Origin of the sequence: Spirosoma sp. KUDC1026 (assembly GCF_013375035.1) — a bacterium.
Taxonomy (GTDB): domain Bacteria; phylum Bacteroidota; class Bacteroidia; order Cytophagales; family Spirosomataceae; genus Spirosoma.
This window is the reverse complement of the sequence record NZ_CP056032.1, coordinates 5383618-5405936: the sequence shown is the minus strand read 5'-3', so window position 1 is coordinate 5405936 and position 22319 is coordinate 5383618. Positions and strand designations below refer to the sequence as shown.

At 50.9% G+C, this 22319-nt stretch carries 20 protein-coding genes; 10 read left to right on the top strand and 10 right to left on the bottom strand.

Annotated elements, in window-relative coordinates; translation table 11 throughout:
* Positions 1-3: 3 nt before the first annotated feature.
* Positions 4-1239, bottom strand: coding sequence for an MFS transporter (locus HU175_RS22785; RefSeq protein WP_176568763.1), 1236 nt, complete (start codon positions 1237-1239; stop codon positions 4-6).
* Between the two features lie 275 nt (positions 1240-1514).
* Here HU175_RS22785 and HU175_RS22780 point away from each other — a divergent pair, with 275 nt between their 5' ends.
* From HU175_RS22780 to HU175_RS22750, 7 genes are all read left to right on the top strand, one after another.
* A complete protein-coding gene (locus tag HU175_RS22780; protein ID WP_176569328.1) occupies positions 1515-2654 on the top strand; it encodes a Gfo/Idh/MocA family protein in 1140 nt (379 codons plus the stop codon).
* 65 nt (positions 2655-2719) lie between these two features.
* Positions 2720-3106, top strand: a complete 387-nt coding sequence (locus HU175_RS22775) for a four helix bundle protein (protein ID WP_228724251.1) — start codon at positions 2720-2722, stop codon at positions 3104-3106.
* Positions 3107-3216: 110 nt separating this feature from the next.
* Positions 3217-4365 carry a Gfo/Idh/MocA family protein gene (locus HU175_RS22770; RefSeq protein WP_176568761.1) on the top strand — a complete coding sequence of 383 codons (1149 nt, stop codon included), beginning with the start codon at positions 3217-3219 and terminating at the stop codon, positions 4363-4365.
* A 33-nt stretch (positions 4366-4398) separates the two neighbouring features.
* Entirely contained in the window at positions 4399-4776 is a 378-nt protein-coding gene (locus HU175_RS22765) for a four helix bundle protein (RefSeq protein WP_176568760.1), read from the top strand.
* Between the two features lie 46 nt (positions 4777-4822).
* Positions 4823-5875 carry a sugar phosphate isomerase/epimerase family protein gene (locus HU175_RS22760; RefSeq protein ID WP_176568759.1) on the top strand — a complete coding sequence of 351 codons (1053 nt, stop codon included), beginning with the start codon at positions 4823-4825 and terminating at the stop codon, positions 5873-5875.
* A 131-nt stretch (positions 5876-6006) separates the two neighbouring features.
* Complete coding sequence (locus HU175_RS22755; RefSeq protein ID WP_176568758.1) at positions 6007-6384, top strand: hypothetical protein; 378 nt, start codon at positions 6007-6009, stop codon at positions 6382-6384.
* Between the two features lie 48 nt (positions 6385-6432).
* Positions 6433-7299, top strand: coding sequence for a YDG/SRA domain-containing protein (locus HU175_RS22750; protein WP_176568757.1), 867 nt, complete (start codon positions 6433-6435; stop codon positions 7297-7299).
* Between the two features lie 717 nt (positions 7300-8016).
* Here HU175_RS22750 and HU175_RS22745 read toward each other — a convergent pair.
* Both HU175_RS22745 and msrA read right to left on the bottom strand, forming a co-directional pair.
* The gene (locus tag HU175_RS22745; protein ID WP_176568756.1) at positions 8017-9249 is read right to left on the bottom strand and encodes an MFS transporter; all 1233 of its coding nucleotides are present in this window, start codon (positions 9247-9249) and stop codon (positions 8017-8019) included.
* Positions 9250-9337: 88 nt separating this feature from the next.
* Positions 9338-9997, bottom strand: coding sequence for a peptide-methionine (S)-S-oxide reductase MsrA (gene msrA, locus HU175_RS22740; RefSeq protein WP_176568755.1), 660 nt, complete (start codon positions 9995-9997; stop codon positions 9338-9340).
* Between the two features lie 88 nt (positions 9998-10085).
* On the opposite strand from msrA, the gene HU175_RS22735 reads away from it, so the two are divergent.
* Positions 10086-10931: an AraC family transcriptional regulator gene (locus HU175_RS22735; protein ID WP_176568754.1), complete on the top strand. Its 846-nt coding sequence runs from the start codon at positions 10086-10088 to the stop codon at positions 10929-10931.
* Positions 10932-11040: 109 nt separating this feature from the next.
* Entirely contained in the window at positions 11041-11445 is a 405-nt protein-coding gene (locus HU175_RS22730) for a hypothetical protein (RefSeq protein ID WP_176568753.1), read from the top strand.
* Positions 11446-11516: 71 nt separating this feature from the next.
* On the opposite strand, the gene HU175_RS22725 is transcribed toward HU175_RS22730, so the two are convergent.
* The 6 genes from HU175_RS22725 to HU175_RS22700 all read right to left on the bottom strand — a co-directional run bounded on the left by HU175_RS22725 (position 11517) and on the right by HU175_RS22700 (position 20711).
* Entirely contained in the window at positions 11517-13031 is a 1515-nt protein-coding gene (locus HU175_RS22725; protein ID WP_176568752.1) for a Gfo/Idh/MocA family protein, read from the bottom strand.
* 154 nt (positions 13032-13185) lie between these two features.
* Positions 13186-14247 (bottom strand): NAD-dependent epimerase/dehydratase family protein, encoded by a 1062-nt coding sequence (locus tag HU175_RS22720; protein ID WP_176568751.1) that lies wholly within the window; start codon positions 14245-14247, stop codon positions 13186-13188.
* An 89-nt stretch (positions 14248-14336) separates the two neighbouring features.
* On the bottom strand, positions 14337-16280 hold the full coding sequence (locus tag HU175_RS22715; RefSeq protein ID WP_176568750.1) for a KUP/HAK/KT family potassium transporter: 1944 nt from the start codon (positions 16278-16280) through the stop codon (positions 14337-14339).
* Positions 16281-16881: 601 nt separating this feature from the next.
* Positions 16882-18261, bottom strand: a complete 1380-nt coding sequence (locus tag HU175_RS22710) for an alkaline phosphatase family protein (protein ID WP_176568749.1) — start codon at positions 18259-18261, stop codon at positions 16882-16884.
* Positions 18262-18315: 54 nt separating this feature from the next.
* Entirely contained in the window at positions 18316-19548 is a 1233-nt protein-coding gene (eboE, locus tag HU175_RS22705; protein WP_176568748.1) for a metabolite traffic protein EboE, read from the bottom strand.
* Entirely contained in the window at positions 19545-20711 is a 1167-nt protein-coding gene (locus HU175_RS22700) for a 3-dehydroquinate synthase (RefSeq protein WP_176568747.1), read from the bottom strand. The genes eboE and HU175_RS22700 overlap by 4 nt, the downstream gene beginning before the upstream one ends.
* A gap of 205 nt (positions 20712-20916) precedes the next feature.
* On the opposite strand from HU175_RS22700, the gene HU175_RS22695 reads away from it, so the two are divergent.
* Complete coding sequence (locus HU175_RS22695; RefSeq protein WP_176568746.1) at positions 20917-21663, top strand: SDR family NAD(P)-dependent oxidoreductase; 747 nt, start codon at positions 20917-20919, stop codon at positions 21661-21663.
* 6 nt (positions 21664-21669) lie between these two features.
* Here HU175_RS22695 and HU175_RS22690 read toward each other — a convergent pair whose 3' ends face one another.
* Positions 21670-22218: a hypothetical protein gene (locus tag HU175_RS22690; protein ID WP_176568745.1), complete on the bottom strand. Its 549-nt coding sequence runs from the start codon at positions 22216-22218 to the stop codon at positions 21670-21672.
* Positions 22219-22319: the final 101 nt, after the last annotated feature.

The window sequence follows — 22319 nt, the reverse complement described above, 5'->3', positions numbered from 1 at the left end:
GCTTTATAGCTGTGGCTGCTCAAGCGATACGCTCTCATCGACCGCTTTCCGATTCCGCATGACGAAGAACAGAATTGCGAAAGCAACAATCAGGATAAGCGGGAAGACGATCATGTGGCCGAGCGTTGCCTGACCCGTTGCCAGATCAGCCGTTTCGGCGGTCAGACCGCGTTTAGCGGCTTCCTGATCCAGCCAGCCGCCGATAACGGGTTGGAAGATCGACGTCGCGAACATGCCCATACCGCCCATGATCGACAGACCGAAGGCACCGGCTTTCGGAATGTATTCGGCCACGAAACCCAGCATGGTTGGCCAGAAGTAACAAACGCCAATGGCGAAGACAATGGCTGAGAAGTAGACCATGCTGCCCGTTGCCTGGCTCATCAGATAGATACCGATGGTGGCCATGATCGACGAACCCCAGAGAACGCCCGTTGGGTTTAGCCGATGAATGATCGGACCGGCAAAGTACCGACCAACGGCCATCAGACCCGTTACCAGCGCCAGAATGATCATTGGGTTAGCTCCCGCGTTACGCATGATAGGATCGATCCACTGCTCTGGGCCAAACTCCGAAATGGCCGTAATGGCCATGCAGGCCAGCATAAACAGATAAAGGGGAGACACCATCGCTTTCAGGTTTTCGCCCGTCGATGCGGCTCCTTCTACTTTGCTGTCAGGAAACGACTGCGCAAAGAACATAAACGCATAAATCAGAGCTGGAATCAGGATTGAGCCGATTTGCAACTGCCAGCCAAGGCCAGCTTCGGTCATAAATTTCGATACCAGGCTACCAATTACGATACCACCAGGGAACCACATGTGCAGGCGGTTCAGCATTTTGGTTTTCTGACTGCCGCTGAACATATCTGTGACCATTGGATTACAGGCGGCTTCGGCCATCCCGTTACCAAAACCAACGAAGAAGGTCGAGATCAGCAGACTCCAGAAGCCGCTGGCCGTAATGGTCGTTACCAGACCAATAATGTGAGCCGCGAAGGCAAACCAGACGATTCGTTTAGGCCCCAGTGCGTTATACAGCGGACCACCGAAGATCATGGCGATGGGAAAACCCAGAAACGCCATCTGGTTGACGTAGCCCAGCTCTTTCGCGTTCAGGTTGAACTCGGTACCGAGCTGTGTCAGTACACCCGCCCGAATAGCAAAGGCCATGGCGGTGGTAATGATCGCAAAGCAACTGGCATTAAACAGCCGCGAACGATTAATGGTTAAGTCCATTTCTGCAGGAGAGGGGGTTTATTAATTAAGGTTTGATTTTTACACGAAACGACAAACTACGTCACAAACTACTAAGTTTGGAACCGTTTTCGTGCAAATTTTCCGCAAAATAAGAGAAAATAGTTAATTTTCTGCCCTGAAATAGGGGCCACAACAGGCTAATTGTTTCTCTATTTACTGTCATCTTTGCCTCGTCATCCGGCCCCGTTTATGGCCGTCGGGAATTATACTTAACGAATAAGCAATCATAATTACTCATGCACAGAAAATTGAGAATGGGTATGGTCGGAGGGGGGCTCGATGCCTTCATCGGAGCCGTTCATCGTCGGGCTGCCACCATGGACCACGAAATTGAACTGGTCTGCGGAGCGTTCAGTGCCAATCCTGAGAAGTCAAAAGCTACCGGTCATTCCCTGTACCTGCCACCCGATCGTGTTTATGATACGTTCGAGGAGATGATACGTCGTGAAAAGGAACTGCCCGAGGGCGAACGCATGGATTTTGTGTCGATCGTTACGCCAAACCATCTTCATTTTCCACCGGCCAAGCTCGCTCTCGAAAACGGTTTCCACGTTGTGTGCGACAAGCCCATGACGATTAATCTGGAAGAGGCAAAAGCGCTGGCTAAAATTGTTGAGGAAACAGGTCTGCTTTTCTGCCTGACGCATAACTATACGGGCTATCCGATGGTGAAGGAGGCCCGCGCCATGATTAAGGCGGGTAAGCTGGGCGAGATTCGTAAAGTGATTGTTGAATACCCACAGGGCTGGCTGGCTACCATGACTGATACGTCGGGGAATAAGCAGGCCGACTGGCGGACTGACCCGTCCCGCTCGGGAGCGGCCGGTTGCATGGGTGACATTGGTACCCATGCCGAGAATTTGGCTGAATACATTACGGGTCTGAAAATCACAGAAATGTGCGCTGACCTGACGACATACGTACCAGGTCGCCAACTCGACGACGATGGTAACGTCCTGCTTCATTTCGAGAATGGTGCTAAAGGGGTACTGCACGCCAGCCAGATTGCCAACGGTGAAGAGAATGACTTTAACATCCGAATTTATGGGGAGTTAGGCGGGCTGCAATGGTTCCAAATGGAGCCTAACACGCTGATATACAAAACCAACGAAGCGGGCGCACGTCGTATCCGGACGGGTGTTGGTGAGTTGTCGCCCGAGTCCAAGGCCGCTACCCGGATTCCGGCGGGTCACCCCGAGGGCTTCCTGGAAGCGTTTGCCAATATCTACCACAACTTCGCTCTGACGCTACGTGCCCGGATGAACGGCGAACAAGTCGATCCGATTTACCTGGATTTTCCTGGTATTGAGGAGGGAATCCGCGGTCTCGCCTTTATAGAAACGTGTATTGCTTCCAACGACTCGACGGAGAAGTGGACGAAGTTTAAAGAGTGAAAGTGCGAATGAGTGAAAGAGCGATACACTCCAGCGAGAACTTTAATGAGTTTAGCGATTTGGTTATGGAAGCGCTTGCAGATTATAGCCAGCATACCAAGACCCAGTTTCTAGATGACATTGAACGGCGATTGACAGGCTTTATGGTCCGTTGTGTAAAGGTCTGTCGTACGCTTCCCGATACATATGAAGGACGACATTTTGGGCATCAACTCTTACGCTCGTCTTCTTCGGCAGCAGCCAACTTCCGAGCAGTTCGTCGGGGGCGTAGTCAAAAGGAATACTATGCCAAGCTAAGTATCACGCTGGAAGAACTGGACGAATCATTATTTTGGTTGGAAACGATTATTACTCTTGAACTCATCTCTGAAAACCGTCTATCGGACCTGCTTGACGAAGGCAGTCAACTGGTGAAAATTTTATCTAAATCCCGTAAAACAGTGAGCGACTGATAACAAAGAGCGAAAGAGCGAATGACCGGGCCGCCGGTACGGTGAAAGAGTGGTAATAGACTAATCTTTCGCTCTTTCGCTCTTTCGCTCTCTCGCTCTTTAAAATCCTCATGCAAAAAATTAACGTTGCCGTTGTTGGCACCGGATTCATCGGACCCGCTCATATTGAAGCACTGCGTCGTCTTCCGAACACGAATGTTCTCGCTCTCTGCGAGGTAACCCCTGAACTGGCTCGCCAGAAAGCTGATCAGCTTGGCATCGAACGGTCGGCTACGTTCGATGAGATGCTCAAAATGGACGACATTCAGGTTGTTCATATCTGCACACCCAACTTCCTGCACTACTCACAGTCGAAAGCGGCTCTGCTGGCTGGTAAGCACGTTGTCTGCGAAAAACCGCTGGCAACCAACCTGGACGAAGCCGCCGAACTGGTTGAGCTGGCGAAAGAAACCGGTCTGGTGAACGCCGTTCACTTTAACCTACGCTATTACCCACTGGCTCGCCAGATGAAAGCGATGCGGGAAAATGGTGATCTGGGCGATGTCTATTCGATCATCGGCTCGTACCTGCAGGACTGGCTGTTCTACGAAACCGACTACAACTGGCGTCTGGAACCAGACAAGTCGGGTGATTCGCGGGCCATTGCCGACATCGGCTCCCACCTGATGGACATTACGGAATACATCACGGGCCTGAAAACCGTTGCTGTGATGGCCGATTTCAATACGATCCACAAAACCCGGAAGAAGCCGCTCAAACCCGTTGAAACGTACTCGGGCAAGATGCTCCAGCCGGACGATTACGCGGACGTCCCCATCAACACGGAGGATCACGCCAACGTACTGCTTCGTTTCGACAATGGTAACCGGGGTGTTATTACGGTATCGCAGGTATCGGCCGGACGTAAGAATCAGTTGAAACTGGAGATTGCCGGTTCGAAGAAAACCTTCGCCTGGAATTCGGAAGCCCCTAACGAAATGTGGATCGGTAACCGCGATGGCTATAATGAAAGCCTGATGCGTGACCCTGCCTTGGTGTATCCGGATGCTCGTTCGCTCATTACGTTCCCCGGTGGCCACAACGAAGGCTTCCCCGATACGTCGAAGCAACTCTTCAAAGAGGTGTACGCTGCCGTTGCCGAAGGCAAACAGCCCGAAAAACCAACGTTTCCAACTTTCGCCGACGGCTACCGCGAACTTCTGATCTGCGAAAAGATTCTGGAATCAAACCGGAAGCAGGCGTGGGTTACCATTGAGTGATTTAGTGAATGAGCGATTGTGTGAAATACCCGTATGGAACAAGTTAGGCTGGACAAAGGTGAATTTGCGGATAGTATTGAACAACGCTTAAAAACATTTATGCTTCGTTGTGTACAAGTTTTTCGGGCACTTCCTCAATCGTATGAATCACAACACTTCGGTAAACAATTGGTTCGTTCATCGTCTTCATCGGCAGCCAACTACAGGGCAGTTCGGCGAGCGCGTAGTCAAAATGAATTTTTTGCCAAAATAAGTATAGTTGTCGAAGAATTAGACGAGTCGCTTTTTTGGCTTGAGATGCTAATATTCACGGAAATATTATCAGAAAGTCGACTGAGTGTATTGATGGATGAAGGTTATCAGTTGTTGAAAATATTATCAAAGTCCAGAAGTAGTACTGGTCATAACTGAGAAGCTTTTCGCTCAATCACTTAATCACAAATCACTCAATAATAGGATGAAAACAATGAAAGGTCCGGGCATATTTTTGGCCCAATTTCTGAGTGATCAGGCTCCGTTCAATACGCTGGAGTCGATCGCAAAATACATGGCCGACCTCGGCTACAAAGGAATCCAGATACCAACGAGTGATCCGAAGATTTTTGATCTCAAACAGGCCGCCGAAAGTCAGACGTACTGCGACGAGCTAAAAGGTAAGCTGTCGGATATCGGTGTTGAGGTGACCGAACTGTCGACCCACTTGCAGGGGCAGTTGGTGGCTGTGCATCCGGCGTATGGCACGATGTTCGATGCCTTTGCGCCATCTGAACTAGCGGGTAAACCCAAAGAGCAGCAAGCCTGGGCCGTCGATCAAATGATCATGGCGGCAAAAGCATCCAAAAATCTGGGGCTTAAAGCGCACGTTACGTTCTCAGGCGCATTACTGTGGCCGTTTATGTATCCCTGGCCACAACGACCGGCGGGACTGGTAGAAACCGGCTTTACCGAACTGGCAAATCGCTGGACGCCCATCCTGAACGCTTTTGACGAAGCGGGGGTCAACGTAGGGTACGAGCTGCACCCCGGCGAAGACCTGCACGACGGCGTTACGTTCGAGATGTTCCTGGACAAAGTGGGTAATCACCCACGGGCCGGTATCAACTACGATCCGAGCCACTTCCTGCTGCAGCAGCTCGATTATCTGCAATTCATTGATTTCTACCACGATCGGATTTTCGCCTTCCACGTAAAAGATGCCGAGTTTAACCCGACGGGTAAGCAGGGCGTCTACGGTGGTTTCCAGGGCTGGGTTGAGCGCGCCGGACGCTTCCGTTCGCTGGGCGACGGTCAGGTTGATTTCAGCGGGATCTTCTCTAAGCTAGCGCAGTACGACTACGACTCGTGGGCGGTGCTGGAATGGGAATGTGCCCTGAAACACCCTGAGCAGGGCGCGGCTGAAGGGGCTCCGTTCATCGACAGCCACATCATCCGCGTAACCGAACGCGCTTTCGACGACTTCGCGGCCACCGGAGCCGATGAGGGATTCAATAGGAAGGTGCTGGGATTGTAGACTAATAATCGATTTCAAAAGCAGAAGGCATCAGGAGCAATTCTTGGTGCCTTCTGCTTTTGAAATCAAACTGTTTGAACTCAGGGTTATTAAAGAAAACGGTATATTTACAAAAACACCACCGTTTGACTATGACTGCCTTAGAATTGAAAACGTACGAAATTTTCAAGAGCAAACTCGGTGAAGAAGAAGCTGGTACTGTGCTACAATTCATTGATGAAAAAGCACAGGAAAAAGTTTCAGCGCAGAAAGATGCAGTCGCGTCAAAAGATGATTTTCGAAAGCTGGAACGGGAAGATTCCCGTTTAGAACAGACATTAAAAGCAGAGACGTCGCGTCTGGAAAACAGAGTAGGAGCAGAAGCAGCGAGGCTCGAATCGTTGATTAAGTCTGAGACTGCCCGAATTGAAACTGTAATTGAACGTGGTTTGAAAGAGCAACTCAAATGGCTCATTGTGCTGCTATTTGGCTTTGCCTCGTTGATTATTACTGTGATCAAATTGCTTTGATAATACGCACCTGGGTAGCTGTCTAGGTCATCTTTCTGTTAGCAAACAATGCCCACCCGCATCTTCGGTGATATTCCCGGCATACCGGAAGGGAGTGAGTTCGATAATCGGATTATGCTTTCTCAATACGGTGTACATCGGCCTCGTCAGGCTGGTATTAGCGGGTCGCAGACGGAAGGCGCTGACTCAATAGTGCTGTCGGGTGGATACGAAGATGATGAAGACCTGGGCGACGAGATTATTTATACTGGCCACGGTGGACGTAGTATAGAAACGGGGCTACAGGTGGCCGATCAGCAACTGGCGCGGCAGAATTTGGCATTGGCAATTAACTGCCAGCGAGGACTACCGGTGCGCGTTATTCGGGGTTACCATCATCGCTCACCTCATTCACCAATTGAAGGTTATCGGTACGACGGACTATACCGAGTCGATTCATACTGGCGGGAGCGGGGCCGATCCGGCTTTTTTGTATGGCGCTTTCGGTTAGTGAAGTTGGTAACAGTTAACGCAACCAATCAGGTCAATGAAGAGCAATCCGCTTACGGCATGACAAAGCGAGTTGAAACCACTGTTCAACGAATCGTTCGAAATACTGAGCTGGCTATTCTGGTCAAAGAAATTTATGATTACCAATGCCAGGTATGCCGTACGCAGGTTATGACAAGCGCAGGTTTATACGCTGAAGCCGCGCATATCCAGCCGCTTGGCCGTCCACACAACGGCCCCGACACACTGACGAACTTATTATGTCTATGTCCTAACCACCATGTTATGTTTGATTTTGGCGGCTTCGGCATTGCTGATGATCTTAACTTAATTGGGCTCGACGGGCAGCTGTTTCAACGATCCAACCATAAGGTATCAGCTCAGTATCTTCAGTATCACCGCGAGCACTTTCTTCTGAGCAATTAATAGCCAGACAACAAACGGCTTACTTCCCCAACGATACGTTCAGAGAGAGTTGGAAACTGGGTTGAGTCCAGTTGTAACAAACCAATCGCCCTGCTTTAGCGACACCTTCTAATGACACACGTCGGCTGAGGGGGTATTCTAAGTCGAAGGTCGCACTTACTTTCGCTTGTCTATATATCTCCGGCTCAGGGCGGTCGCCATCAAAATCCCAATCCCAGGCCTGGAAGCGTCCGTATAAGACGCCTACCTCAGTAAAATCGGAGACAAAGCCTCCGTTCCATAAACAATAGCGGGCAAACGTCCCTATTTCCTGACGGTCTGAAAGTAGGGAATGGATCTCTCCCTGAATACCGATCCAGGTTCGGTTTGCCACAAAGTGTCCAGCTTTGGCCGTTCCACCCAGTAAAGTCGGTCCCAGACCAACGAACCAGCGACCTTTCTAGTGCTGCGATGCAGAAACCGCTTTCCAGTCAGAAACGGGTATCTTGGCGCCAATCTGACCAAAACTAGCAGTACAACAACAGCGTAGTAAGGCGGAAAGAAGAACGTATTGATTTCTTATAGAAGAAGGAGAACAGGTGGTAGTAGAAGCCACAAAAATATGCGCCTGAGCGGCTTCCGAAAGCCGTTGTATAGTTGAATTAAAAACAGATTAAAGCGAACTACCCCGGCGATGTTCAATCGCCGGGGTAGTTTGTCTAAAAACCTGGATATATTCTAAAACTGCTTGACTGATCGGGAGAGACCGGCCGAAATAAGCAGCATAACCGCTACCATACCCAGACCGTAATACAAACCAAAGCCTTCGGCAACGAAGCCAATAGCAGGTGGCCCCGCCAGAAAGCCAATGAAGCTGAACGTAGCGAACGTAGCGAGTCCGGCGGCAGGCGGAATACCCGGCACCCGCATCGATGCCCCGTAGAGAATGGGAGCACCCAGTGAGCAGCCAATGCCCAGCAAGGCAAAGCCAAGCAGCGCAGTAGGCGGATAGGGCAGGAAAATGGCAATAGATAAACCAACGGCGCCGAGGATACCGCCAATCTGGAGCCAGCGACGAGCGCCAATCTTGGGGATAATAGCATCGCCCAGAAACCGGAAGGAGGTCATCATCAGCGAGAAGCTGGCAAACCCCAGCGCAGCAATCTGCTTGCTGGCTCCCAGCGTTTCGTGCAGATATACGGCGCTCCAGTCAAAAGCAGCTCCTTCGCCCATCGCCAACGCCAGACCAATCAGGATCATCAGCATCAGATCCAGATTCGGTTTGATGAATGATGAGCCAGCTTTCTCTCCCGACTCAGTTCGGCTGCTGGACGGAATCTTCGTCAGGATAGGCTGTACCGCGATCGTCAAAATCAAAATGAGGATTGATACGGCTATGATGTGAATCGCAGGTGGAACATGCAGGGCAATAACAGCCCCCGCTACGCCAGCACCTAGCAGCCCACCCAGACTCCACATGCCGTGGCAGGACGACATGATCACAATCCCCTCGGCGCGTTCCAGATTGGTAGCCGCCGTATTCATAGCTACGTTGATGAGTGCAGCGGCCAAGCCCAGCAGAAACAGCCCAAAAGCCAGGACGATCGTATTCGGCGCATTGACCGGAATACTGATGGCCAGTACCAGTACAATGGCCGACCAGAAACAGGCCCGCGCTTCACCCAGTTTGGCGATAATCCAGCCCGTTAAGGGATTCATAATCAACAGACCAACTGGTTGGGCGAACAAAATAAGTCCCAGCGCTGCGTCAGACAGATGTAGTTTCTCTTTGACGTAGGGAATATGAGCTCCCCAGCTCCCAAACAGAATATTATCGGAGGCAAAGACTAAACCGATAGCCAGCGCCCGGGGATTCAGAAAGAAAGTAGTAAAGTTCTGGACAAAGCGATTCCAGCTCGATCGACCGAGCCGAAAGAAAGGACGTGGCTGCGTAGGATTTGCGGTATTCATAACACAAAAATAGCCAGCAGTTGCTGGCTATTGAATTATCTATTGACGGCAATTAATGCTGTATTGACCAGCTATAGGCAACACAGTCTTAATTCATGGTCAATGCGTTATTATTTTTTAAATGCCCCGCCATGGCTTTACGTAGCTTTTCTACTTTTGGCAACGAAACGTGCTGAATGTAGGGCTGATCGGGGTGAAGCGCGAAATAGTTCTGATGATAATTTTCGGCGGGGTAAAAGACCGAAATCGGAGTGACTTCCGTAACGACCGGCTTTTTGTAGTGCTTCGACTCGTTCGTACGTTTGATCGCATCCTGAATGGCTGCTTTCTCGGCAGGAGTGCGGTAGAAGGCCACCGAGCGATAATCACGACCTACGTCCGGACCCTGGCGGTTCAGCGTCGTTGGATCGTGGCCAGCAAAGAAAGCGTCCAGTAGCTGGGGATAGCTGATCACTTTAGGATCGTAATAGATCTGAACCGATTCGGCGTGACCAGTGCGGTCCGTACCAACTTCTTCGTAAGTTGGGTCTTTAGTGATACCGCCCGCATAGCCTGAAACGACTTCACGAACTCCTTTCAACTGGTTCATGCCTTCTTCCATCGCCCAGAAGCAACCGCCCGCAAACGTGGCTACGGCCTCACCGGGTTTTAGTGCTGGCAGTTTAGCGGGCGCCGTATCCTGCGATTGACCTTGTACACAACCGACCAATAAAAGTAGGCTAAGCACATACATATGGATTCGTTTCATCTGATCTGTTGTTTACAACTCGTATGATATATTAACGTTTAGAATGGGCTCCTGGTTTCCCGATTCCTTCGCTGAGTAGCTAAGCTTTATGAAACTTCAATTCGAAAAACTTGAACCCGAAACGGGCAGTTCTTTCCGGTTCGCTCACCATACCGAACCGAATGCCTGCTGGGTGCACTGGCATTATCATCCGGAGTACGAAATTGTGTACATTCCCGGTGGAACGGGGCCTCGTCAGGTGGGAACGCACCGATCCCGGTACGAAGCCGGAGAGTTGATATTTATTGGCCCTAACGTACCGCATCTTGATTTTAGTCACGGTTGTGTAGAGGGTTACGAAGAAATCGTCGTTCAGCTTCGTGATGACTTTCTGGGGGAAACGTTTTTGCAACGGCCCGAGCTGAGTGCTGTCCGGCGACTTTTCGAACAGGCGCACCGAGGATTAACATTTGGTACGCAAACGCGGCAACAGGTAGCCCCCCTGCTGGTCGATATGATCGAGCAAAGTCCCTTCGACCGGCTGCTGACGTTGTTACGTGTTTTGCAGGTGCTTGCCTGTGCGGCAGACGGTGAATGGCTTCACACGGATGGAATTCAGTTTGCCATCAACCCTAAAGAGCAGGAGCGTATCAACCGGGTATGCCACTACGTTGAACAGCATTTCGAGAGTCCAGTTGACGTGCGCGTAGTGGCCGACCTGGTTAATCTAAGTGTACCGGCGTTCTGTCGTTATTTCAAGCGGATGACGCGCCTGACCTTCACGGATTTTGTCAATGAATACCGGGTGAATCAGGCCCGCCATTTACTGCAATCCGCCCGGCCCATATCTGATATCGGATTTGCGGTTGGGTTCAATAACTTGTCGCACTTTAACAAGACGTTCCGGGAGGTAACCGGACAGACGCCAAGTGCGTATCGGAAGGCGCTGATCTGATACCGAATAACAGAAATAGGCAGAAAATATTCTACTTAATCCGTATAGTTACAATTTTCAGCTTTATTTTTAATAACTGGTTTATCTTCTTTCCGTAACTGATTTGTGTATGCAGCGTACTCAATTAAAAGAATTTTATGGCTACGGCCTTATTTTATTCGTACTGACCCTGGTGCAGGGATATTCTGTTTACCTGGCTACTACGACCGATCTGATACTTAGCTGGCAGCATTACCTCGGGTTTGGCGCTACGTTTCTGGCGGGTTTACTCTGGTTGTTTCGCAAACCGCAGTACCTGTTTTACGCGCTTGGACTTACGCTGGTGCTTGGCTACGAAAACCTGATTGGCTTTACACCCTCGCTTGATTTCACGGCTACGCACTATTACATAAACAGCGTAGCACTTCCTGTTTCTTACCAGGATTTCTCGATGTATATGCTGCTGATCTGGGGCTACGTAGCCAACAACCGGCTTCGGACAATAGCGCAGTCTCTCTTTATGCGTCGCGCTTGATCGCAAGGACTTACATAAAAAATGCCTGCTCCCTTAAGGGAGCAGGCATTTTTTATAACTACACGTATTACTTAGGCGTTCAACGACCAGCCGTCGCGGTACTTGCGGGAAACGAACTGGTTTGCCTCGTCGAAGTTGGTGATCTTCATGTTCTTACCATCCCAGGTCATGCGTTTCCGGCCTGGATACGTAAAGCCTTTACCGTCGGCTTTCGGCGAACGCAGCATGTAGCTGCGGATAGCCAGGTTCCCCATCAGAACTGACTCCGTCAGCGGACCCGCGAAATCAAACGACGAGGTCAGCGCCTTGTGTTCTTTGCTGTTAAAGCCAGCTTTGCAGGCTTCGGTCCAGTACACCTGGTGACCGTTTTCGGGAAGCGCGACACCGTTCGGGCCACTTTTAGGTTTTGGATCACCAACGATTTTCTGACCCGACTTCGAGTAGAAGATTGGATCATCACCGTACATGCCGCAGGCAATCATGCCTTTGTCGCCGATGATGAATACACCGTTTTCGCCACCTTCCGGGAAAGGTTCACCTTCTGGCAGCATGTCAGGACGGAACGGACGAATACCACCATCCGACCAGGTCATCGTTACCGCTGATTTATTTTTCGCCGTGGCTGGAAACTTCAGCTCAACACGTGACGATGGTGGGCAACCTTCGGGAATGTATTCAGGCGTCCAGTCTTTCAGGAATACGGCGCCAACGCTGGTTTCTACTTCGGTTGGATAACCAAGGCCCAGCACCCGGAACGGTACGTCCATGACGTGACAACCGATGTCGCCCAGTGCTCCGGCACCGAAGTTCCACCAGCCGCGCCATTTGAACGGATGGTAAGCGGGCGTGTAACCCACTTTCTGCGCGGGTCCGAGCCACAGATCCCAATCCAGGTCAACGGGTGTTTCCCCGGCTGGCTGTGGAACCGGAATACCCTGAGGCCAAACGGGCCGGTTAGTCCATAGATGAACCGTGTTAACCGTACCGAGCAGACCCTTATCGAACCAGTCGACCATCTGCTTCTGCTGTGGGTTCGACGAACCCTGGTTCCCCATCTGCGTCACCACTTTATACTTGCGGGCTGCTTCGGTCAGCATCCGGGCTTCGTGGATGTTATGGGTCAGTGGTTTCTGCACGTAAACGTGCTTACCGCGTTGCATAGCGGCCATGGCTACGACCGCGTGAGTATGGTCGGCTGTCGATACCGTAACGGCATCGATTGTTTTACCTTCTTTATCCAGCATCTCGCGGAAATCTTTGTACCGCTTTGCGTTGGGATGCTTGGTGAAGTTTTCTTTTACCCGGTTCAGACCCCAGTCAACATCGCAAAGTGCCACAATGTTGTTCGCGCCGTTGTTGAACGAATTATTCGTGTCGCTAAATCCTTTACCGCCGAAGCCAACGCCAGCAATGTTCAGCTTATCACTTGGCGCGATAAATCCTTTACCACCCAGTACGTGGCGGGGGACAATAAGAAAGCCCGCGGCTGCCAGCGCTCCGGACTGGAGAAACTGACGGCGGGTGGTGCCGGCACTCCCCAGTTTTTCTGGCTGAGCGTCGGACGTTGAGTGATCAGACTGGTTCATATAGAAAGGAGGTCAATGTATTCTACAAAGAAAAGCGTCCTTACCTGTTTTTATACCCGGCAAGGACGCTTTTTTAAAATTATTTAATAACATCTTGGCTAAGATGGAGATTCCAGGCAACCGTAGAGCTAAGGAAATGGAATCTATTTGACTATTACTTCAGTATCGGTTCCAGAGCGGCCCGGTTCTCGTTTAGCCACTCGTGAATATCAGTTACGATTTCGCGGATGCCCAGTTCGGGTTTCCAGCCGGTCATTTTCGTGACTTTGGTATTATCGGTGATGTACAGCCGAATGTCAGCCGCCCGGTTTTCGGTGACCTCGGTAATGGGGATTGTCTTGCCCGTTACTTCCTGGCAAACTTTGGTCAGCTCCTGAAGCGACGCACTACTTTCTGTGCCGCCACCCGCGTTCAGAACCTCGCCGTTCACCTTATCCAGGTTGTGCAATTCCCAGTCGATCAGACGGTATAGATCGGCGATGTGCAACATGTCGCGGGTTTGTTTTCCCGTACCACCGTAGCCGATGTAGGCCAGCTTCTGCTCGAAATAGTGCTTGGCAATCCAGAGTACCATGACGCCCTGATCGACTTTACCCATCTGCCAGGGCCCGGTAATAACACCACAACGGTTTATGACCGTTTTCAAACCGTAGAACTCATTGTACTCCTGAATCAGCAGTTCTGACGCCAGTTTGGTGGTACCATACAGCGACCGGGCTCCGTCGAGCGGGAAATTCTCGGCAATACCTTTTGACGAAACCCCCGGAACGGGTTGATCATCGGTCAGGACGAACCGCGTATCGGCCTCATCGAAGTTCAGCGTTTCGATGGTTTTGATCGGGTAAACGCGGCTTGTCGATAGGAAGATAAAGCTGGCTTTGTGCTTTAGGGCGTAGTTCAGAGAGTTGACCGTCCCGAACAGATTGGTGTTGATCAGGTAATCGGGCGTACCGTCCAGACCAGCCAATACTGACGGCTCAGCCGAAGCTTCGATAACCGTATCGACAGCGGGTAAAGCATCAAAATCTTCCTTGCTTCGGATATCGCCGTGCAGGAACTCGATCCCCGCTGCTTTGAGCCGGGCAAGACTCAACTCCGACCCCCGTCGTTTGAGATTATCAAGCGCAAAAATTTGATAAGATGGGTAATTCTGCTTCAGCGAAATGGCCAGCGACGAGCCAACAAATCCGGCACCGCCGGTAATGAGGATTTTCATGAATAAAGAGCGAAAGAGCGAAAGAGCGAAAGAGCGAAAAAATGACTGGCGCTTGCCTTCACTCTTTCATTCTTTCGCTCTTTCACTCTCTAGGTGGCTATCCGTTTTAGTTTGACGTTTTCTACGGGGCGAATGACGAGAGGAACCTTCTCGATTTTGACCGAACTGCTGTCCAGACCAAACCAGCGATCTTCGGACGTAGTGAAGCTTTTGATATTAAAATACAGGTTCATGATGAACCGCTCGCGGGTAGGAAGTTCGTTCTCGAACGAGAGGAACTTCTCCAGCACGACGAAGCGAAAATCACCGATTACGTTCTGGCGACTCAGCGATTCGTACCGGCTGGTAATATCCACCTCTTTGTTTTTCACCATGTCCTCAATCACCTTCCGGAAGAACAGGTTGATCCGTTGTTCTACCCGGAACCCTAGCTTGAACGTTACTTTATAGGCATCGTCCGGGGCGATGGTATTTACTTTATACTCCATCGTATAGGGATCGTCGGTCGTGTCAACGTGCACAAACCAGTATATATCCGCGCGTTTGGGGCGCTTCTGGAAGATGGAATAAATGATTTTCGATTCAATCTCCGACTGCCGGGCCGCGTTGCTCATGAAGACGAGGTGCGTCGCGTATTTCGGAATACTAATGTCGCGACTCAGCTCCTTAATGGACTGAATATATTGATCAATCCGTACGTATTCGGTCAGTCGAAGTTTGATCTGGAAGGCCTGCAGCCAGATATACATAATGCTGGCTATTGATGCGCCGATCAGCACAGAAACCCAGCCACCGTGCGGGAATTTGATCAAATTCGCTACCAGGAATGATCCTTCTATGCCCAGATAAACCGTTAGAAAGAGCACAACCCCCCAGGCCTGGTATTTATGAGTATACAGGTAATAGGACATCAGCAGCGTCGTCATCAGCATGGTGATGGTGATGGCGAGACCATAGGCGGCTTCCATATTCGACGACTCCCGGAAATACAGGACCACCCCTACGCAACCAGCCCACAGCAGGAGGTTAACGCTGGGTACGTACAACTGCCCTTTCTGTACGCTGGGGTAGCGCAACCTGACTTTCGGCCAGAAATTGAGCCGGATAGCCTCGCTGATGAGCGTAAACGATCCACTGATCAGGGCCTGACTGGCAATCACCGTAGCGGCCGTGGCAATAACGATCCCGATAGTCAGGAACCAGGAAGGCATTACCTCGTAGAAAGGAATACGGGTTTGAAGAACCTGCCCCTCAATACTCAATAGCCAGGCACCTTGTCCCAGATAGTTCAGGATCAGGCAAGTTTTAACAAAAATCCAGCTCACCCGGATGTTGCCCCGTCCGCAATGGCCCATGTCGGAGTATAGCGCTTCGGCTCCGGTAGTACAAAGGAAAACAGAACCCAGCAGCCAGAACCCATCCGGATACTGCGTGAGCAGCCACCAGGCATAGTAGGGATTCAGTGCGGCCAGAACACCCGGCGCATGAATGATCTGGGCAAAACCAAGGGTTCCCAGCATCAGGAACCAGACCAGCATGATCGGCCCAAACGCCGTACCAACAACACTGGTGCCGAAAGCCTGAATCAGGAATAGAACCGTTAGAATCGCAATAACGATAGGGACCGTTTCGATATTGGGGTAAATCAGCGTTAACCCTTCAACGGCCGACGATACTGATACTGGGGGTGTAATGATCCCATCGGCCAGCAGGGCTGAACCTCCGATAATGGCCGGAACCGTAAGCCAGCGGGCATGACGACGAATAAGGGCGTAGAGCGCAAAAATTCCACCCTCTCCCCGGTTGTCCGCACGCAGAATCAGGATTACGTATTTAATGGTAGTTTGCAGTGTGAGCGTCCAGATAATACAGGAGAGAGCCCCTCGAACAACGTCGCCCCGGACAACATTTTGTGCACCAATAATAGCTCTTAGTGTGTAGAGTGGTGACGTACCAATGTCACCGTAAATAATACCCATGGCAACCAATAAACCGGCCGCCGTTACGGTGTCTAAATGTTTCTTATCTTCCATACAACAGGCTTGCGCCTTGTTATTTGCGAGGTCGTATAACGGAGCAAAGATAGACTATGTTTAGATTCCCCGATGATTGTGAAGGGGAAAGTTAACGTCCTGCTCGGTTTACTACGAATAGATCACTTGTTTGCGCAAAAAGTGCCCGGTATTCAGCGAGTAAGCATCCAAAGTCGCTGGTATGAAATATAATCTGAATTTGATGCAGACGAGAGAGGGCAGGCGGGGAGCCGTAGAAAAACGGTACCTGTTTAGAGCTAGCTCGGCGAAAGTAAAGAAAGTAGCTTTGCGGAAAATGTTAAAAAAGAACTGCCACTTTATCTGTCTAAATTACACAAGTAAAATTGGTTAGTTACGTGTCTGTTAAACCGCTGTTAATCAATAAATGTAGGCAGATTTGGGGATGGTCGCGTTAATGAGATACAAGGATGCTAGAGAAGTAGATGCGGCAGCCAAAATGATACCAGAAAAAACTAAAACAACAGAATTAAGCGTATATATTGGCTTACCTGATAGCGATATCAGGGGAATTAGTTAATTAGGTGTGTTTAGCAGACAGCCCGTTCTATGAGCGAGCTGTCTCTTATTTTACACACAAATCCTAACTGGCAAGCACTTCTGCCGACATAATTTCCCAGATCGAATCATAAACGGCCGTTGGCGATAGTCGTTTGCCAACATTCTGACTGCTCACAAAGACCGGATGATATTCGGGAGCGGTCCCGACGCGGCCATGAGAACCTTTCACCAGCGTTGCATCCAGCGAAATAATATTCATCAGATAGCGGAAGCCTAGTTTCTTACGGGCTAGTTTGTACCCAGCCTTAAGTTTGATGAATGGATTCGTCTGATCCATAAACATCTCAGCAGGATCATAACCCGGTTTCTGATGGATAGCCACCAGCCGGGCAAAGTCCGGCGCGCGGGCATCGTCGAGCCAGTAATAATACGTAAACCAGCTGTCGGCATCGGCCATGACGACGAAATCGCCGGAACGCTCATGGTTGATATGGTATTGCTTCTGCTGTTCTTTGTCCAGGATCAATTCAATACCCGGCGTTTTTTCGAGAATAGCCCGAACCTGATTATAAACCTTGGGATCATTGATGTAGACATGCGCAATCTGGTGATCGGCGACGGAAAAAGCAGGTGATGCCCCCGCATCGAACAACTCCAGTCCCCGTTCTTCGCGGTACCGGATCATACCGGCTTCGCGCAGAATTCGGTTCAGGTGAATAGGCTTGCTAACGTTAGTGATACCATATTCGGACAGGATGATGACTTCGGCGCCCTGCTTTTCGTAGTGCTCGATAAGGTCGCGGCAAACATCGTCGATCTCACGCAGGTCCTTCGCATTTTTGTTTGCTTCCTGACCTACTTTTTGCAGGCAGTAATCCAGGTGCGGCAGGTAGATCAGCGTCAGCGTCGGGTTGTGCCACTTATCGACCAGCATCGACGCATCGGCAATCCAGCGGCTGCTGGCAATGGTTGTGGCCGGACCCCAGAACTGAAACAAGGGGAAGGTACCAAGCTCTTTCTGGAGCCGGTCGCGCAGGTCGCCGGGCTGGGTGTAGCAGTCAGCCAGCTTCATGCCATCCGACGGATACTGCGGGCGGGGGGTAGCCGAAAAATCGGCGGTGGAATACATATTGTACCACCAGAACATTTTCGACACCGTAAAATTAGGATCGATTTTACGAGCCCGCTCCCAGATTTTCTCGCCTGAAACGAGCTTGTTCGACTGCTTCCAGAACTGCACTTCTGAGGCTGTGTGGTCGTACCAGCCGTTACCAACAATACCCGTTTCGCTGGGCCATTTGCCCGTTACGTAGGTCGACTGCACCGCTGTCGTTACGGCAGGCAACATGGGGTCAATCGTCGCCTGGTGTTTGCTGGCGAACCACTGTTTCAGAAAGGGCGTATGCTCGCCAATGAGCGAGTACGATAAACCAACTACATCGATGACTACGGTCTTTTTCATACGTTTGGAGGAATTATTAGCGTCGACGAAACGTCCAGACGACCACACTGCAAGCTAGTTAGCTAACTCGGTCGTTAGTACCCAGCCCAACTCACGTTCGATGGAATCGACAAGGTCGAGTTTAAGGCTGTCCGGCAGTACGTCCCAGGTGTAGGTTTCAACTTCAAGCTGGTTCGTAAACCGTCGTTCGTTCTGCAGCGTGAGTACGTTCCAAATATCGTCCTGCGTCGACTGTAAAACACCATATTCCGACACAAAAATTGGTACGTGAAAATGGGCCCGCCACTCTATATGCGTATCGTCAAATGCTGCCAGCGCATCGGGTAAGTCCGCAAAGCGCAGTAACTCACCCGATCGGGTGCGGGCAATGACCTGATGCAGATACGTTGGCTCGTCGAAGCGGGCGAATGCCTGCCGGACCGCTTCCCGCCCGCCGGCATCTTCCGGAAATTCTGCTTTCAGAGCCGCACTTACCTGAATTTTACCAACCCGTAAACCAAATTCTTTCAGCTTGGCCAGCACCTCCGCGGGTTTTTCGTATCCAACGGCTACGTGGCATACGTCGAAGCAAAGCCGGATGTGTTCGCAGATAGCGGCTTCGGCTTCTTCGTCGGTCATGCCAAACTGTTCGGTCAACTGCTCAATGCCCATAGGCAGGAGATAATCGGTATACCACGTAATGAACTCGTCTGTGGTTTCGATAACGCCGTCGGGTTCGGGCTCCAGATCCAGGTGCATCAACCGGTCGGTCTGCTTGCGGAGCTGAATCAGTTCGGCAACTACTTCCAGTACATTCTGAGTGGTTTGCGAGAAAATATAATCCCGGGCGGCCGGCTGATTCCACTCAAACCAGCGACGGTAGGAGAGGGGTGAGGTCGAAATACCACCCTGGATCGCGTTCCCTAATTCATCGACGGGCAACAGCACCGACAGAATCCGGAAGAGTCGCTTGGTGTATTCAACCCGCGCTTCGGTTGTCCAGTCAGGTGCGTGAACCTGATCTTTAACGACGGTATTGTGAAAACCACCGAACGGAAATCCGTTCATGGTAAAGACGTAGCAGTCGTTGTCGGCCAGCCAGTGCTGAAAAGCAACCAGATTTTCGGGTTGTTCTAACTCCTCGCTGGCCTGATTCGCCAGACGGAGACCCAGCCCAAACGGCTGATCGGGCGAGAGCCGTTGCTTGACGGCTGGGATGGCCTCCTGCAACGCCTGGAAATGATCGGCCCAGCTTTCGCCAGCGTGAATATTCGTGCAATAGCCGAGGTGTCCTAAAGGCGTTTTCATGCGGCTTGTGCGTAAGATTCCTGTTCTTTTAAGGTGCTGATGGCCTGCCGTACGCCGTCCGGGTCAATCTCGTGAACTTCAACTCCCTGACCAATACCCTGCAGGAGCATGATGGTGAGCTGACCGCCCAAGTGCTCCCGAAACTCGGACAGACCTTTCAGAATTCCGGCGCTGTCGTCCGTGTCGAGCATGGGCTGGTATAAGACGAATCCCAGGGTACGTAGCGTCGTCAGGACCCGGTTCGTATCGGCATCGGTCAGCCAGCCAAGCTGATTGGAGTAGAGCGTATCGAGGGCAATACCGATGGCAACAGCCTCGCCGTGACGTAGCTCGAAGTTGGTAAGTTGCTCCAGTTTGTGCGCGCTCCAATGACCAAAATCCAGCGGCCGCGACGAGCCCATTTCGAAGGGGTCACCGCCGGAGATATGCTGCATATGCATGTCGGCGCAGCGGTGAATCAAATACTCCATAGCGGCCATATCGCGACGAGCCAGCGCCTGCGCGTTAGCCTCAATCCACGCAAAGAACGTATGATCTTTAATCAGCGCCACTTTGATGGCTTCAGAAATGCCCGCTCGCCAGTCGCGGTCGTCGAGCGTGGTCAGAAACTGGCTGTCGTTGAAGACCGCAACGGGAGGAGCAAACGTACCGAGGAAGTTCTTTTTACCCCGGTAATTGACCCCATTCTTGACCCCAACCCCCGAGTCGTTCTGCGACAGAACCGTCGTTGGAATCCGGATATGGCGAACGCCCCGGTGCGAAATAGCCGCAGCGTAACCAACCATGTCGAGGATAGAGCCTCCTCCGATGGCAACGACAAACGAATGACGGTCGATACCGTACCGATCAACGGCGTCGACCAGTTCACGAACCAGGTTAGGGTCGTTTTTGGCCGCTTCACCGCCGGGAAGGGTAATCAGTTCCGGAACCAGATCGACCGACGGAACCCGCTCGGTGATGTATGTTTTAATGGCTTCCGGTAAATTGTTATGAGCCGCTACTACGCCTGAATCAAGCACAAAAAGTACTTTTTTTCGGGTTACGCCCGTAGACTGTTGGTCGAAAAAAGTAGCGAGTACGTCGTTGGCCGGGTTAAAAAGCTGATCAGTAAAAAACACACTGTACGAAAAACGTACACTAAACGCTTGATTCAGGGTATTCATGGATGAGATAACGAGAGAGAACGAAACGGCTTCATCATTCAAAAATACAACCCAATCATTTATAGTTCATTCTTTTTGCGCGCTGGCAGTAAATACCACTGTTTTCGTGGATTTGTCCAACCAAAGGCTGCACCTGATGGGAAAACATTTGCCAGACGGGTATTGTCTTACTTTTGCACATCCAGTTACGACCAACTATTAGTTTATGATTGCATTAATTACCGGCGCTACCTCGGGGATTGGCCGCGCCACCGCCGAAGCCTTTGCTGATCTTGAATACCGGCTGATTCTTTGTGGCCGTCGCCAGGAACGGCTGGACGAATTGAAAGACCAGCTGACCGCCAAAACCGACGTAATGACGCTCACCTTCGATGTGCGCTATTGGGACGAGGTTGACGAAGCCATCGACTCGCTGCCCGATGAGTGGAAAGCGATTGATATTTTGATAAACAATGCCGGCAACGCTCACGGCATGGGCCCCATTCAGGAAGGCGATATCAACGACTGGGATCAGATGATCGACGGCAATGTCCAGGGCGTACTGTACGTATCCAAAGCGGTTACACCTGGTATGGTAGCGCGCCGAAAAGGCCACATTGTAAACCTGAGTTCGATTGCGGGCAAACAGACGTATGCGAATGGAACCGTTTACTGCGCCAGCAAAGCCGCTGTTGAAGCCATCAGCACCGGTATGCGTCTGGACCTGACGCAGCACGGAATCAAAGTGACGAATATTGCGCCCGGTGCCGTTGAAACCGAATTTTCAATGGTACGCTTCCGGGGCGATTCCGAGCGGGCCGGGAAAGTGTACGAAGGCTTTGCGCCCCTTAAGGCCGAAGACATCGCCGACACCATCGTCTATGCCGTTACGGCTCCAGCGCACGTCACCATTGCCGACCTGACTATTCTGGCCAGCGCTCAGGCAGCCGCTACAACCATTTACCGGAAATAAAGAACGTTAATAATTGTCCTGCTCGTAGCGTTGGTAGGGGATAGTGGGTATCTTCCCTTTGATGATGTCGTCCTCCTGAAGCTTTTTGACTAGTTCACGGGCAGATACCTCCTGCGAGCTAGTGGTAGTGGTAATGATGGCTTTCCAGAATGGTTTATTGGTGGATAAGTCAATCATTTCGGCATAGAACTGACTGTGGCTATCAATAGATTTACCAGAACCGGTCGTAAAACTGCGGTCGAAATCAAGCGTTAACATGACGTCACTCTGACAGGTTTGTTGTTGCTTTTGAATGGTTTCTTTTGGGTCGTCGAACGAAAGTGGCGTAACGGATACGGCGCACACTTGATAGCCGGTTGGGAATGCCGCCTTAAGTTCATTCATGTATTCGGGGCGTGAAAGGGGCAGATAGGTCACCACCAGAATTCGTTTGAAGTCCGGCTTGGCTTCTGGTTTAACGTTTGACTGGAAATAGGCGGTTACGCAGCTGGTGAGGCAGAGGGCACAGAAGGTAGTAAGAATAGCCAGACTCTTCATGGCTGAGTGGTTGATCATGTGAAGACAGTTCAGGGCGAAACTAAAAAATTGGAGCGCTGCTTGCCGAAAGAAGCCGGAAATAATTTTGCCCGATACGTTTGATCAGGATAATGAACAGA

Excerpts from the sequence above, each read along its gene's own strand:
- HU175_RS22785 (WP_176568763.1), bottom strand. The coding sequence starts at position 1,239 with ATGGACTTAACCATTAATCGTTCGCGGCTGTTTAATGCCAGTTGCTTT.
- HU175_RS22780 (WP_176569328.1), top strand. The coding sequence starts at position 1,515 with ATGGGTATGGTCGGAGGGGGGCTCGATGCCTTCATCGGAGCCGTTCAT.
- HU175_RS22775 (WP_228724251.1), top strand. The coding sequence starts at position 2,720 with ATGGAAGCGCTTGCAGATTATAGCCAGCATACCAAGACCCAGTTTCTA.
- HU175_RS22770 (WP_176568761.1), top strand. The coding sequence starts at position 3,217 with ATGCAAAAAATTAACGTTGCCGTTGTTGGCACCGGATTCATCGGACCC.
- HU175_RS22765 (WP_176568760.1), top strand. The coding sequence starts at position 4,399 with ATGGAACAAGTTAGGCTGGACAAAGGTGAATTTGCGGATAGTATTGAA.
- HU175_RS22760 (WP_176568759.1), top strand. The coding sequence starts at position 4,823 with ATGAAAACAATGAAAGGTCCGGGCATATTTTTGGCCCAATTTCTGAGT.
- HU175_RS22755 (WP_176568758.1), top strand. The coding sequence starts at position 6,007 with ATGACTGCCTTAGAATTGAAAACGTACGAAATTTTCAAGAGCAAACTC.
- HU175_RS22750 (WP_176568757.1), top strand. The coding sequence starts at position 6,433 with ATGCCCACCCGCATCTTCGGTGATATTCCCGGCATACCGGAAGGGAGT.
- HU175_RS22745 (WP_176568756.1), bottom strand. The coding sequence starts at position 9,249 with ATGAATACCGCAAATCCTACGCAGCCACGTCCTTTCTTTCGGCTCGGT.
- msrA (WP_176568755.1), bottom strand. The coding sequence starts at position 9,997 with ATGAAACGAATCCATATGTATGTGCTTAGCCTACTTTTATTGGTCGGT.
- HU175_RS22735 (WP_176568754.1), top strand. The coding sequence starts at position 10,086 with ATGAAACTTCAATTCGAAAAACTTGAACCCGAAACGGGCAGTTCTTTC.
- HU175_RS22730 (WP_176568753.1), top strand. The coding sequence starts at position 11,041 with ATGCAGCGTACTCAATTAAAAGAATTTTATGGCTACGGCCTTATTTTA.
- HU175_RS22725 (WP_176568752.1), bottom strand. The coding sequence starts at position 13,031 with ATGAACCAGTCTGATCACTCAACGTCCGACGCTCAGCCAGAAAAACTG.
- HU175_RS22720 (WP_176568751.1), bottom strand. The coding sequence starts at position 14,247 with ATGAAAATCCTCATTACCGGCGGTGCCGGATTTGTTGGCTCGTCGCTG.
- HU175_RS22715 (WP_176568750.1), bottom strand. The coding sequence starts at position 16,280 with ATGGAAGATAAGAAACATTTAGACACCGTAACGGCGGCCGGTTTATTG.
- HU175_RS22710 (WP_176568749.1), bottom strand. The coding sequence starts at position 18,261 with ATGAAAAAGACCGTAGTCATCGATGTAGTTGGTTTATCGTACTCGCTC.
- eboE (WP_176568748.1), bottom strand. The coding sequence starts at position 19,548 with ATGAAAACGCCTTTAGGACACCTCGGCTATTGCACGAATATTCACGCT.
- HU175_RS22700 (WP_176568747.1), bottom strand. The coding sequence starts at position 20,711 with ATGAATACCCTGAATCAAGCGTTTAGTGTACGTTTTTCGTACAGTGTG.
- HU175_RS22695 (WP_176568746.1), top strand. The coding sequence starts at position 20,917 with ATGATTGCATTAATTACCGGCGCTACCTCGGGGATTGGCCGCGCCACC.
- HU175_RS22690 (WP_176568745.1), bottom strand. The coding sequence starts at position 22,218 with ATGATCAACCACTCAGCCATGAAGAGTCTGGCTATTCTTACTACCTTC.